General features: G+C 43.1%; 13 protein-coding genes and 1 tRNA gene. 7 read left to right on the top strand and 7 right to left on the bottom strand.

The annotated features are described in order from the left end of the window. Positions 1–12 precede the first annotated feature (12 nt). Entirely contained in the window at positions 13–1,062 is a 1,050-nt protein-coding gene (recA, locus tag ID47_RS09935) for a recombinase RecA (RefSeq protein ID WP_038466109.1), read from the top strand. An 89-nt stretch (positions 1,063–1,151) separates the two neighbouring features. Next, positions 1,152–1,228, top strand: a tRNA-Ile gene (locus tag ID47_RS09930). A 14-nt stretch (positions 1,229–1,242) separates the two neighbouring features. Here the strand turns inward: ID47_RS09930 and ID47_RS09925 are convergent. From ID47_RS09925 to ID47_RS12070, 5 genes are all read right to left on the bottom strand, one after another. Continuing rightward, on the bottom strand, positions 1,243–2,082 hold the full coding sequence (locus ID47_RS09925; protein WP_198022290.1) for an HNH/ENDO VII family nuclease: 840 nt from the start codon (positions 2,080–2,082) through the stop codon (positions 1,243–1,245). A 387-nt stretch (positions 2,083–2,469) separates the two neighbouring features. Then, positions 2,470–3,069 (bottom strand): ABC-type transport auxiliary lipoprotein family protein, encoded by a 600-nt coding sequence (locus ID47_RS09920; RefSeq protein ID WP_038466104.1) that lies wholly within the window; start codon positions 3,067–3,069, stop codon positions 2,470–2,472. Beyond that, positions 3,066–3,926 (bottom strand): MlaD family protein, encoded by an 861-nt coding sequence (locus ID47_RS09915; protein WP_038466101.1) that lies wholly within the window; start codon positions 3,924–3,926, stop codon positions 3,066–3,068. The genes ID47_RS09920 and ID47_RS09915 overlap by 4 nt, the downstream gene beginning before the upstream one ends. 8 nt (positions 3,927–3,934) lie before the next feature. Further along, the gene (locus tag ID47_RS09910; RefSeq protein WP_038466098.1) at positions 3,935–4,660 is read right to left on the bottom strand and encodes an ABC transporter ATP-binding protein; all 726 of its coding nucleotides are present in this window, start codon (positions 4,658–4,660) and stop codon (positions 3,935–3,937) included. Positions 4,661–4,662: 2 nt separating this feature from the next. After that, entirely contained in the window at positions 4,663–5,796 is a 1,134-nt protein-coding gene (locus ID47_RS12070; protein ID WP_051908831.1) for an MlaE family ABC transporter permease, read from the bottom strand. Positions 5,797–5,902: 106 nt separating this feature from the next. Between ID47_RS12070 and rpmE the strand changes: the two genes are divergently transcribed. Continuing rightward, positions 5,903–6,130 carry a 50S ribosomal protein L31 gene (gene rpmE, locus ID47_RS09900; protein WP_038466095.1) on the top strand — a complete coding sequence of 76 codons (228 nt, stop codon included), beginning with the start codon at positions 5,903–5,905 and terminating at the stop codon, positions 6,128–6,130. 28 nt (positions 6,131–6,158) lie between these two features. Here the strand turns inward: rpmE and ID47_RS09895 are convergent, their stop codons facing one another. Together ID47_RS09895 and ID47_RS09890 are read right to left on the bottom strand one after the other, a co-directional pair. Then, complete coding sequence (locus tag ID47_RS09895; RefSeq protein ID WP_051908830.1) at positions 6,159–6,545, bottom strand: cytochrome c-type biogenesis protein; 387 nt, start codon at positions 6,543–6,545, stop codon at positions 6,159–6,161. Next, complete coding sequence (locus tag ID47_RS09890) at positions 6,542–8,386, bottom strand: heme lyase CcmF/NrfE family subunit (protein WP_084676012.1); 1,845 nt, start codon at positions 8,384–8,386, stop codon at positions 6,542–6,544. The genes ID47_RS09895 and ID47_RS09890 overlap by 4 nt, the downstream gene beginning before the upstream one ends. 14 nt (positions 8,387–8,400) lie before the next feature. Here ID47_RS09890 and ID47_RS09885 point away from each other — a divergent pair, with 14 nt between their 5' ends. The 4 genes from ID47_RS09885 to ID47_RS09870 are packed head-to-tail and all read left to right on the top strand — an operon-like array spanning position 8,401 to position 11,645. Beyond that, positions 8,401–8,907: a hypothetical protein gene (locus tag ID47_RS09885; protein ID WP_156956735.1), complete on the top strand. Its 507-nt coding sequence runs from the start codon at positions 8,401–8,403 to the stop codon at positions 8,905–8,907. 41 nt (positions 8,908–8,948) lie between these two features. After that, positions 8,949–9,383 (top strand): ribose 5-phosphate isomerase B, encoded by a 435-nt coding sequence (gene rpiB, locus ID47_RS09880; protein ID WP_038466089.1) that lies wholly within the window; start codon positions 8,949–8,951, stop codon positions 9,381–9,383. Beyond that, the gene (locus tag ID47_RS09875; protein ID WP_051908828.1) at positions 9,377–10,222 is read left to right on the top strand and encodes a 4-hydroxybenzoate octaprenyltransferase; all 846 of its coding nucleotides are present in this window, start codon (positions 9,377–9,379) and stop codon (positions 10,220–10,222) included. Before rpiB ends, ID47_RS09875 begins: the two co-directional genes overlap by 7 nt. A 16-nt stretch (positions 10,223–10,238) precedes the next feature. Then, positions 10,239–11,645 carry a cryptochrome/photolyase family protein gene (locus tag ID47_RS09870; RefSeq protein ID WP_038466086.1) on the top strand — a complete coding sequence of 469 codons (1,407 nt, stop codon included), beginning with the start codon at positions 10,239–10,241 and terminating at the stop codon, positions 11,643–11,645. Positions 11,646–12,024: the final 379 nt, after the last annotated feature.

Raw genomic sequence — 12,024 nt, 5'->3', positions numbered from 1 at the left:
AAGGAGAAAAACATGTCAACAACCGATAAAGGAAAAGCCCTTGATGCTGCTTTAGCTCAGATTGAGCGTGCTTTTGGCAAGGGATCTGTTATGCGCTTGGGACAACGGGAAACTGTTGAAATTGAAGTGCTATCTTCTGGATCATTGGGGCTCGATATTGCCCTGGGTATCGGCGGATTGCCGCGCGGCCGTATTATCGAAATCTACGGACCAGAATCATCCGGTAAAACGACACTCGCGTTGCATGCCGTGGCTGAAGCTCAAAAAGTTGGTGGCACATGTGCTTTCGTGGATGCCGAACATGCTTTAGATCCATCCTATGCTCGTAAACTTGGCGTCAATATTGATAATTTAATCATTTCGCAACCGGATACCGGTGAGCAAGCTCTAGAAATTGCTGATACATTGGTTCGCAGCGGCGCGATTGATGTCCTGATTATTGACTCGGTTGCCGCCCTTGTTCCCAAAGCTGAATTGGAAGGCGACATGGGGGATTCCCACATGGGTCTACAAGCCCGTTTGATGAGCCAAGCCTTACGTAAGCTCGCTGGATCCATCAATAAAACCAACTGTATGGTTATCTTCATTAACCAAATCCGTCAAAAAATTGGGGTTATGTTTGGCAATCCAGAAACCACAACCGGTGGTAATGCTTTGAAATTCTATGCCTCTGTGCGACTTGATATTCGTCGCGTCGGATCGATTAAAGACAAAGAAGAAGTGACTGGCAACCAAACCCGCGTTAAAGTCGTCAAAAACAAAATGGCGCCTCCCTTTAAGGTGGTCGATTTTGATATTATGTACGGTGAAGGTGTGTCTAAAACTGGTGAATTAATTGACTTAGGCGTTTCGGCGGGCATCGTGGATAAAGCTGGGTCTTGGTATTCCATGGGATCTCAACGAATTGGCCAGGGTAAAGAGTCAGCCCGTCAGTTCCTTAAAGATAATCCAGAAATTGCTAACCAAATTGAAGCAGCCATTCGTAATAATGCCGGCCTTATCGCTGATGGGATGATGCGCGGTTCCGATGCAGTCTCAACAGATGACGCAGACGCGGCCTAATAACAAAAGGGGAGAGTAACAAATACTCTCCCTTCTTCTTTCATTTTCTTGACTTTTGATGCTGTTTTAGGCATTAATGATTAATATGGGGGCCTGTAGTTCAGTTGGTTAGAACCCTCCGCTCATAACGGAGTTGTCGCAGGTTCGAGTCCTGCCGGGCCCACCATTTACCCTTATATCTTATTTTCCCTCCCAGAATTTCTTTCCTAAAGCCTTAAAGACGCGCTTTTTTTCACTATTAAACTCTGAACGATTAATTCGCGATTTCTTCTTTCTTGTATGAAAAAGAGCATGATTCTTCTTATGTAAGATTTTAGGTACCATAACAATATGACTACCATCATTTTTTTGCCCTACATGATGCATTTCACAGGGGATGACAATATTATTAACCTTGTCCCATAAAAGAGGGGATAATCCCTTTTTTAACCGAGCTCGGTTATTTCTCCCTCTCGGTGTCTTCGTAGGACTCACACCTTTAGGGAAATGATAAAAATTAGACCCCGTCTTGACCGGGGAATGGTAAACACCTTCCACCAAAGAATCGAAGAATGCTTGGGTATGTTGCACCTGCCCCTTAGGAGGATGAGCCTTTAACCTTTTCAACCATTTTTCATAATGCTGTTCACGAGCAGCTTGCCCATTTACTGATCTTGGTTGAGAAATCTGTTCTTGCTCGTCCCCTGCAACATCTTCAGAAAAAAGCTGTCGCGCCACTGGACGAGAAAATTCGTCGTTACTAGAATCAATAATATCTGGGCTTGAGTCCGAAAAATAAGCTTGGTCCTCGCCCAATGTTTTAGATGCCGTTATCTCCTTAAAAGAGATTAATATTTTCGCAGCGTCATCCATATCCATAGAATGATTATTATAAGATGATGATAGCTCTTGCGAATTTTTATTTAATAGTGTACCTTTATTAAAAATTGCGCCATTTTTTTCTAAAGCTTCCGCAGAGTTTGCGGTAACCTTAAAAAAAATAGACGCAATGATTAATGGATAAGCGACATGCTTAGCCATTACTGCCTCCATTTTCATATTCCACAACCTTGTTATGGAGGCAGTTTAAAATTTTATCAAGCGTTTTTTATTACGCCTGTTTTAATAAATTTTCTTAAATTTATCGCCTATAGCGCTAATTTTTAGCGGAAACCGGTACTTTTTAGAAGACGTCTAAATCTAAGTTATTGTTTTATTCTGACAAATAATATTCTTTAATTTTCATGAACAATCAGAAATGAGGGGGGTTTTTGTTATAAAAATTCATTTTATTTTTAATTTTTATAAAGAAAAAATAATAACTCTCTCTTGAACCTAAGAATTTTTCGCAGAAAAACGATCAGACTCTTCCGCCTCTGCATGATTCTAATCGTAAGGTTGAGGCTCTCAGAAAACAACCTATTTAACTTAATGATGACGGCTCAGCCAGCCTTGTAAATCTTCTATTATTTGTCGATTGGCTCGATCCAGAGCAGCTGCGATTAACTCAGAAGTTACTTCCCCCCTCAGCGGAATACTCGCTGTAAAAGTTTTGCTCGCCACTTCATGACGGGTGCCCACATCCATTAATCGGATAAAATATTCTGCCTGCGCTGTGGGTATCCCTGTTTGGTCAATATAGAATTTACGAATATCAATTTTAAGGGATTGGTCCGGAATAACGCCATCACTACTGCGCGTCACAGAGCGGAAGAGATGCTGATTTTGCAAAGAGTACACGATGGATTCCTGAACGAGGGCGGGCAAGCGATCAGACCATTCCATATCAGCATAATAATTTATCTGTTGGGGGGCCGGAACCACGGCTACACGCACCGAATCTAAACTAACAGCAGCAGTAGGAACCTCAATAATTAGTTGTCGTGGGATAACAGGCGCTCGGTTATTTTCTTCCAAATGCGACAGCGTATATCGCTTCGGCGCTTCGCCAGGCGTAGGAATTAAGGGACCGCACGCTGTTAAAAGCAAACATAATATAAAAAGTACACGATATAACCTTTGAGTCATCGAACGGGTATCCCTTGCTCTGCATCATTATAAAAGAAACGTGTCGGTGAACGTTCTAAGGATTCACTCAGACGACGAATAGCGGCCAAGGATTCGCGTCCTTCAACCATAAAGCGAGTAAAGGAATTTAAACCATTGGTTGTAAATTCTCGCAGTCCGCTCCGGTTGTCTTTAAGAACATGCGTAAATTCTTTGGTCATTAATTTAATTTCCAATAAAGTTTCATCTAAATCCGAAATGGCCTTGGTTAGCTCTAGAATGAAGGTGTCCTTATCCTTACCATTTGTCGGTTTAAAATAGCTTGTTATTTCTTCAATATTTTTCATCGTTTTGGTAAAAGAGTGACGATTCTCATCACTAAAAATCCCGCGTATTTCGGAAATTAGTCCGTCCATTTTCTTTAACATATCCGGAATAGTGGCGGATACCTCTTCAATCAGCGAGGATTTTGAGGCAATAACAGGAATATCTTTATGGCCCACTTCCAGCAGACTTCTTGCTGTGGTGGTACCGCCATTAATTTGAATATATGAAATTCCTGTCAACCCTTGGCTTTCAAGGCTTGCAATCATATCCTCTTTAATAACTGCACTCTTATCAATCTTTACAGTCACCACAATTTGCTCAACATTTTTAGGATCAATTTTAATTGCTGAGACCTTGCCAATCGGCACTCCACGATATTGCACAGCATTACCGATTTTAAGCCCCGCAACTGATCCTTTAAAATAAATTTGATAGGGTTGAGTTGAATCTCCAAAGCCAACCTTATTAAGCCATAAAATAAAGAAAATCATGGCGAAAAATCCACCAATGACAAAGGCTCCGACACGGACGTAATTGACATGTGTTTCCATTTTATCCTCTATCGAAAATACCGCTCGCCCCGCGATCCATGAAAATAATCCTTAATCCAAGGGTGATCGATTTTCACAATCTCTGCAAGAGAGCCAATTAAAACTTTATGATCGACCAACACTGCTATTCTATCACAAATTTGAACCAAACTATCCAAATCATGGGTAATCATAACAACTGTAATATTTAAATTTTTTTGAAGCTCTTTAATCAACTTATCAAAGGCCGCCGCACTGATAGGATCCAGCCCTGATGTTGGCTCATCTAGGAATAAAATAGGAGGCTCCAGCGCTAAAGATCGCGCTAAGGCAGCCCGTTTGATCATCCCCCCTGACAACTCTGCGGGTGATTTGAAAGCTGTTTCTACAGGCAATCCCACTAATTCAATTTTTAAGAGAGCTAAATTACGCGCCATCTCCGGCGGCAGCTTTGCCACCTCTAAAAGAGGCGTCATAATATTTTCCATGATGGACATCGAACTTAACAATGCCCCATGTTGAAAAAGAACGCCGATGTGACTTTGGTGAAAACCACCTGGCATATTATAGACAATCTTACCCTTTTGAGGCGGTTCCAATCCAATCATATAGCGCATTAACACAGATTTACCAGAACCAGATCCCCCCACAACGCCTAACACCTCACCTTCCTTAACGGATATATTGAGATGGTCATGAACAACTTGAGAACCAAACTTTGTCGATAAATCTTTAACATCAATAAGAGTCGTCATGATCACCAATCCATGCTTGTGAAAAATATAGACATTATCGCATCACAGATAATTACCATAAAAATTGATTCCACCACCGATCGTGTGGTCATAAGACCAACACTTTCAGCACTTCCTTTCACTTGCATGCCCCGATAACATCCAATAACGCCAATAATTAAGGCAAACAAGGGGGCCTTACTCATGCCGGTCCAAAATGTCGTTTTGTGAACCGCCCCTTGAAAAAGCGACCAAAATTCACCATAGGGAAGTCCGATAGTGCTCCGGATCACAATCATCCCACCAATTCCCCCCATAACGATTGAAAGAAGCACCAATAGTGGTAAAGAGATAATTAAGGCAAAAACACGGGGAATAACCAAAACATGAAACGGATTGAGCCCCATCATTCGGATCGCATCAATTTCCTGATTTAAGGACATCGTGCCAATTTGAGCCGTAAAAGAGCTTCCCGATCGCCCAGCCACCACAATCGAGGTTAACAACACGGCAATTTCTCGTAAGAGCGAGACAGCCAAAAAATCAACCGCGTAAGATGAGGCGCCAAATTTTTCTAACTGAGTGACCCCTTGATAAGCCAAAACAGCTCCGATCAGTAAAGAAATCAAACTTATAATGGGAATAGCCTTAAATCCCACCACATCAATAAAATAGGCAATTCCGGGCCAGCGCAATCCTTTTCGAGAAGTCAGGATAGTGTAAATGTTGACTAAAGTTTGCCCTAAAAACCCCGCAATGTTTTTGGTATTTTGAGCAAGGTCAACGCTAAATCGGCCTGTTTCTTTTAGAAAAGTTGAAGCACTTAATGCTTCTTCCTCCTCAGGAAAATCAAATGATTTTTCAATCAACTTGCCAATGAGTTCTGGTAGTTTTTTTTGCTGTTTTTCCGATAATTTAAGGGTCTCTAAGAATTTAGCAATCAGCCAGGCGCCTGCCATATCGTAAGAAAAGGTGTCATCAAATTGAAGTTTAAGATCAGAAATTTCAGATTTACTCAGCTTAATTTCAGCTAAGCGATCGGACATCGGCTCTATGGTTAAAGTTCGCCAATCCCCTGAAAAAACAAGAGATTTCCCCCGATCCGTTGAATCGAGGGTTACGTGAGGCACCCCTTGGATTTTATTATCCTTTGACAATTAAACTCCACATTAATCTATGATTCTTAAGGAAAATTATTGCATACTCTGTTATAATAGGCTATATAGCATATTAAGATTGTTTATTTTATTTTAGGTCACGATTATGAAAAAAGATATTCACCCAACATACCATCAAATCAATGTTGTTATGACAGACGGAACCAAATTCACGACCCGTACTACTATGGGTAAAGAAGGTGATACCCTTCAGCTTGATATCGATCCAAAGTCCCATCCAGCCTGGACAGGTACATCTGCTCGCTTGAATGATACAGCCGGTCAGATCAGCAAATTCAACAAGCGTTTTGGTGGATTTAGTTCAGCAAAATAAGCTTTTAAAGCTTTCGAAGAAGCCCTCGTCAGAGGGCTTTTTTATTATTCCTATAAAAAATTTTCCCCAAGCAGCCCCCTAAAAGGAGCCACGGTAAAAACCACAAAATACAAGTGGTCATGGAAAGAGGCGGCTTCACTAAAATCCTCTCCCCGTATCGATCCACAAACCAATCAACAATTTGTTGATCAGAACAGCCTTTAACAATTTGTTCCCGAATGATCATCCGTAATAGAATTGCTTCTTCCACGGCCGACTCATTCAACGCTTGCCCCCCACACCTAGGGCATAAAAGCTGATCCCCTAACTTTTTTGCGCGATATTCTTGGACAGAATCGGCTAACTGTTCATGAACTTCAAGCGCCTGGTTTTCTGTAGAAAAAAGTAAAACTATCCATAAAAAAAATTGACTCATGCTCTTCTCCATCGTTGGCCTAAGCGCCATAGTCCGGCCACCCCCATGCAACAAAATCCCAACCACATTAAGTTGATCCAAGGCTTATAAGCAATTCGGAATCCCCAAGAATCATCTTGATAATGGTCCCCCATGGAGATGTAATAATGATCAAAACCATGCGAATAAATGGCTGTTTCCTGATGAATGATCCCTTGTGTCCAATAAAATCTTTTTTGGGGTTTTAAGGAGACCTGGTTATTCAGCATTAAATGCGCTGTTTGCCCCATATAATTTTCAGCCTTTTTTCCCGTAACCTCTGCCAGGGTTAGTTTTTGATTGTGAAATATAACTGTGTCATCCGCCTTCAAAGCAACAAGCTTTTCATCCTCAAATCCGAGACTTAAAGCCATTCCAACGACCGCCAGCCCTACGCCAGAATGGGCTAAAATCATGGGGATTTGCAGCCCCGTCCAGCGTCTGTGCCACAGTCCCAAAATCATACTGCTCAGCAACCAAACGCCGACGCCATACCCTATCAAAATCAACGGCCGGTTCAAATGGAACTGAAACCACAGCAGCAAGACAGCTGCTGTTGCTATTAAGAGGGGCGATAACGCCCGTTGTGTCCTTAAATGAGTTGGCGTTAACCAGGGTTGCAATGCCATCAGAACCACTAACGGAATCATGATCGGAATGACCGTCGCATTAAAGTAAGGCGCCCCTACTGTCAAGTGACTCTTAAACGCCTGAAGAATTAAAGGATAGAGCGTGCCAAAGGCGACTGTAAAGGCCGTAAAACATAGAAAAAATAGTCCTAATTTTATAGCTGTCCCTAAATTAAATTCTACTCGCCTATCGCGGGGGGGGACTGTTTTAATTCTCCACAGTCTAACCCCAAGGGGAAAGAGGACAACCAAACACACAAGCAACAGAAATATACCGCGCTCTGGATCAACAGCAAAGCTATGGACAGAGGTGACAAGACCTGACCGAATAATAAATGTTCCCAACAAACAAGTTGCAAACGTCGCAAAACTCAGCCATTTGGGAACAGCCAGCGACAACCGACCTTGACGTACGGGGATGAGACTGTGACTAGCCGCCGTTTGCAACAGCCAAGGGACCAAAGCGGCGTTTTCCACCGGATCCCAAAACCACCAGCCGCCCCAGCCTAATTCGTAATAAGCCCAAAAACTCCCCAAAACAATCCCAATTGTTAAAAACGTCCAAGAAAATATCGTCCAATAAGCCCACGATCGATCCCACTGATTTAAACTACTGTAAATCAAGGGTATAAGGGAGCTGACAATACCTAAGTAGAGGAAGGGTGGATGAATGGCTAAAAGGGGATCCTGCAGTAAAGGATTTAAATCGCGCCCCTCGAGAGGAGGAATAAGAACAGCAGCAAAAGGATTGCAAGCCACAATCAAAAACAATAAAATCGCCAGTGCAGTATACGCCACGAATGACAGCCCTTGTTCTTGATAACGAAAAGCCGTTCCCCCCGCCGTTACCAGCAGCAACAGCCATAAGAGCATTGATCCTTCATGGTTGCCCCAAACCCCTGAAATCTTATAAAGCAGGGGTTTTTGCGTATGGGAATGCATCACAACATTTAAAAAAGAGAAATCAGAGCTGACATGGGCATACATTAACCAGCCAAAAGCTGCTGCAATTGTTAGCCACAGGAAAGCAAACAGAACACGTTTATGGCGCGGGACAAGACAGACTAAACTTGCTATGACCGCTGCTAAATAAAGCAGTGCTTGCCCTAAATATGGTGTCCATGAAAGCTGCATGGTGGGTGATCTATACTCGTTCGCTAATCCGTGTCCCAACCTTAGCAAAAAAATAATCATCCAGCGATGTAGAAATGATCAATCGTTCTATGATTCAATATAAATATCAAGTTTTAAAGAGGGACCTAGTTATAATGCGAATACTATTGTTATTTTTATTGATCATATCAAATTGCTTTTCTCAAGATTCTTATGCATCACTTAAATTTGACTTCTTTTATTTAGTAAAAATTATACCCGAGCCGGAAGATAAAAGGGAATATATCTCTCCTTATGCCTATCCCTCTCTTGTCTTGGAAAAAGAGCTCTATAACTTATCCCAAAAAGACAATTGCACAACAGAAGATCTTCAAAACGCTGTTTGGGGTGCTAATTATATCGAATATTATAAGTTAGAAGCGGCTTTTTTGTATAGGCTCATGCAACGTTCAGAAATGTGTAACCTTGAAAATCTGTCAAAATTTCGTGCTACTATGCTTCATTTGCAACGACAGGATATTTATGATTACACAACCACCCTTATCAATCGTGTAAAAGACCTGAATGTTGAACCAACTCTTCAAATAGACGTTTTGAAATAGCTGTGGTAAATGTAATGAATTAAAGAGGATAGAATTTTATCATGCCTAAAATTTACATTGCCGCGGATCATGGGGGATATGACCTTAAAGAAGTTCTTTTAAGCCATCTTAAAGGTGCTGAGGTTGTTAATTTAGGGACAGATTCATTAGAATCTGTGGATTACCCGATGTATGCGGATAAATTAGCCGACCATCTTAAAGCCGATCCGACGGCCGTGGGAATCCTTATTTGTGGCACCGGCCTTGGCATGTCGATGGCCGCCAATCGCCATCTTCATATTCGGGCGGCCCGCTGCAGTACCGGTCTGGACGCGGAGTTGGCGCGGCGCCATAACAATGCCAATGTTTTATGCTTGGGCGGACGAACCCTAGGGACAGAACTTGCCAAGCATATTTTGGACCATTTCCTCCAAGCCTCTTTCGAGGGTGGACGCCATCAACGGCGTGTCAACCAATTTAGTGATCCCGCATGTTAATAGCTTCCGCTCTGTGGCGCTTAGGGCGCTTTGATAAACCAATAGGCATTGCTTTAATTTTATTCCCCTGTTGGTGGGGATTAGCGTACGCTCAGGGATTGGCCATTGATCCCAAATTGATGCTGCTATTTGCGATCGGGGCGACCGTGATGCGCGCCGCGGGCTGTATCGTGAATGATTATTTTGATCAGGATATTGACCGACACGTTCAGCGGACCAAAACCCGTCCTTTAGCGAGCGGTGAAGTTACTGCGTCTCAAGCCGGGGTATTTTTCTTCATTTTATGTGGCCTGGGCCTGGTTGTTCTTTTACAGCTCCCTCCCCGCTGTTGGGGCATTGGGGCAATCGCAACCGTTTTATTCATGATTTATCCCAAGGCAAAACGCTTTACGAATTACCCCCAAGTTGTTCTGGGATTAGCCTTTAACATTGGTTTCCCTATGGCCATCGCGATTTTTACACCTTTATGGCACCATCGGGGCGTGTGGGCCGCCTATGGGGCCGGCATTTGCTGGACGGTCGCCTATGATACCGTTTACGCCTTTCAAGACATCAAAGATGATCAACATCTCGAAATTGGGTCAACCGCTTTAACCTTTGGAAAAGGGGCTCGACCTATTATTATTACTTTATATGGGGTAATGGCGGCTCTTTTATCCTGGTCTTGTGCGCTTGCTCACTCCAGCTTAATGCCCTATTTGTGTTTTATCAGCGCGGCAACCTTTGCAATTTATAAAGTCTTAAAGCTTAATTTGAAAGATATCGCTGAGTGTCGAAATTTCTTTATAGCCAATCAATGGGTCGGCTTAATCATCTTTGTGGGATTTTTAATGCGGTAACCTTAAAGGAATAAAAATGAAATGTATCGTTTGGTTTCGTAAAGATTTACGTCTCACCGATAACCCAGCCTTACTGGAAGCCATTCGCCTGAAAGCGGACATTATACCCCTTTTTATCTTAGAAAATCACAACCGGTGGCAACCCGGCGGGGCAAGCCGGTGGTGGCTCCATCACAGTCTAGCAGACCTCAATTCTAAGCTGGAGGGCAAAATGGTTTTCCGTCAAGGTAAGGCCGCTAGCATTCTCAAGGAGCTTATTGTCGAAAGCGGCGCGACAGCCGTATTTTGGAATCGCCGTTATGGACCTGAGGATATTGCCATTGATACTGCCCTTAAATCTGAGTTACAAGATAAAGGAATTCTAGTCAAAACCTTTAACAGTCACCTACTGTTTGAGCCCTGGGAGATCACGAACAATCAAGGAAAGTTCTTCCAAGTTTTTACGCCCTATTGGAAAAAATGTATAGCCCAAGCAAATATAAGCAAGCCGATCCCCCCTCCCCCAGAAATTCAGCTTTTGGATTATACCAAAAACTCGCTCACTAGTTTAAATTTATTGCCAACACAACCAGATTGGGCAACCGGCTTACGACAAACCTGGACGCCGGGAGAAGCCGGTGCTCAGGAGCGATTTGATCATTTTTTAGGAGACTTAAAGGGATATAAAGGAAACCGTAATCGTCTCGATAGAGAAGCTACTTCCCATTTATCACCCCATTTAGCATGGGGAGAAATTAGTGTTCGACAAATCTGGCATGGAATTTATGCGCATATTGCTTCTAATCTAGCCATCGAAACCGATGCCCTCACTTTTCTATCAGAAATAGGCTGGCGCGAATTTTCTTATCATTTACTTTATCATGTTCCGACGTTGCCACAACAGCCCTTAAAACCCCAATTTGCCAATTTCCCGTGGCAAGAAAATCCATCAGCCTTTAAGAAATGGGCCCAAGGCCTGACAGGCTATCCAATTGTAGATGCTGGCATGCGTGAACTGTGGCACACAGGTTATATGCACAACCGTGTACGCATGATTGTCGCCTCGTTTTTGATCAAAGATTTATTATTACCCTGGCAAGATGGAGAAGCCTGGTTTTGGGATACTCTGGTGGATGCTGATCTTGCCAATAACAGCGCCAATTGGCAGTGGGTGGCCGGTTGTGGGGCTGATGCAGCTCCCTATTTCCGTATCTTTAATCCCGTTCTCCAAGGCGAAAAATTTGACCCTGAAGGGAATTATGTAAGGCGCTGGGTACCAGAACTCCGTCTGTTAAGTAATGACTTTATTCATAAGCCTTGGCAAACCAGCTCGATTAAGCTTAAAGAGGCGGGAATAAAGCTGGGTTCAACCTATCCTGAGCCTATTATTAATCACGATAAAGCTCGCCTTAGAGCCTTAGAAATTTATAAGTCATTGCCTTAGAGTACTGAAGTCAGGAGTGTCTGTATAATAAGGCATCTTTCCCCGGGCTTGGCCCGGGGTCTCGAGCTCCCATGAGCAACCACTTGTTATCTCGAGTTCCCGGCTCTGCGGCCGGGAAAAGAAGGGGGGAAGAACGATTTCTATAAACAATGAGTGGATCCCCGGACTTGTTCCGGGGTCTCGAGTTCCCATGAGCAACCACTTGCTATCTCGAGTTCCCGGCTCTATGGCCGGGAAGAAGAGAGAATAAATAAAAAAGGTCCTATCCCTGGACTTGTTCCGGAGTCTCGACCTCCGATGAGCAACCACTTGCTATCTCGAGTTCCCGGCTCTGCGGCCGGGAAGAAGAGAGAATAAATAAAAAAGGTCCTATCCCCGG

It is taken from the genome of Candidatus Paracaedibacter acanthamoebae (assembly GCF_000742835.1).
Lineage (GTDB): Bacteria > Pseudomonadota > Alphaproteobacteria > Paracaedibacterales > Paracaedibacteraceae > Paracaedibacter > Paracaedibacter acanthamoebae.
The sequence above is the reverse complement of the archived record's forward strand: the minus strand, read 5'-3'. Positions and strand labels throughout refer to the sequence as shown.

Bases quoted from the DNA above. Each gene is read 5' to 3' on its own strand.
- recA (WP_038466109.1), top strand. From the start codon at position 13: ATGTCAACAACCGATAAAGGAAAAGCCCTTGATGCTGCTTTAGCTCAG.
- ID47_RS09925 (WP_198022290.1), bottom strand. From the start codon at position 2,082: ATGGCTAAGCATGTCGCTTATCCATTAATCATTGCGTCTATTTTTTTT.
- ID47_RS09920 (WP_038466104.1), bottom strand. From the start codon at position 3,069: ATGACTCAAAGGTTATATCGTGTACTTTTTATATTATGTTTGCTTTTA.
- ID47_RS09915 (WP_038466101.1), bottom strand. From the start codon at position 3,926: ATGGAAACACATGTCAATTACGTCCGTGTCGGAGCCTTTGTCATTGGT.
- ID47_RS09910 (WP_038466098.1), bottom strand. From the start codon at position 4,660: ATGACGACTCTTATTGATGTTAAAGATTTATCGACAAAGTTTGGTTCT.
- rpmE (WP_038466095.1), top strand. From the start codon at position 5,903: ATGAAAAAAGATATTCACCCAACATACCATCAAATCAATGTTGTTATG.
- ID47_RS09895 (WP_051908830.1), bottom strand. From the start codon at position 6,545: ATGAGTCAATTTTTTTTATGGATAGTTTTACTTTTTTCTACAGAAAAC.
- ID47_RS09890 (WP_084676012.1), bottom strand. From the start codon at position 8,386: ATGATTATTTTTTTGCTAAGGTTGGGACACGGATTAGCGAACGAGTAT.
- ID47_RS09885 (WP_156956735.1), top strand. From the start codon at position 8,401: ATGATCAATCGTTCTATGATTCAATATAAATATCAAGTTTTAAAGAGG.
- rpiB (WP_038466089.1), top strand. From the start codon at position 8,949: ATGCCTAAAATTTACATTGCCGCGGATCATGGGGGATATGACCTTAAA.
- ID47_RS09875 (WP_051908828.1), top strand. From the start codon at position 9,377: ATGTTAATAGCTTCCGCTCTGTGGCGCTTAGGGCGCTTTGATAAACCA.
- ID47_RS09870 (WP_038466086.1), top strand. From the start codon at position 10,239: ATGAAATGTATCGTTTGGTTTCGTAAAGATTTACGTCTCACCGATAAC.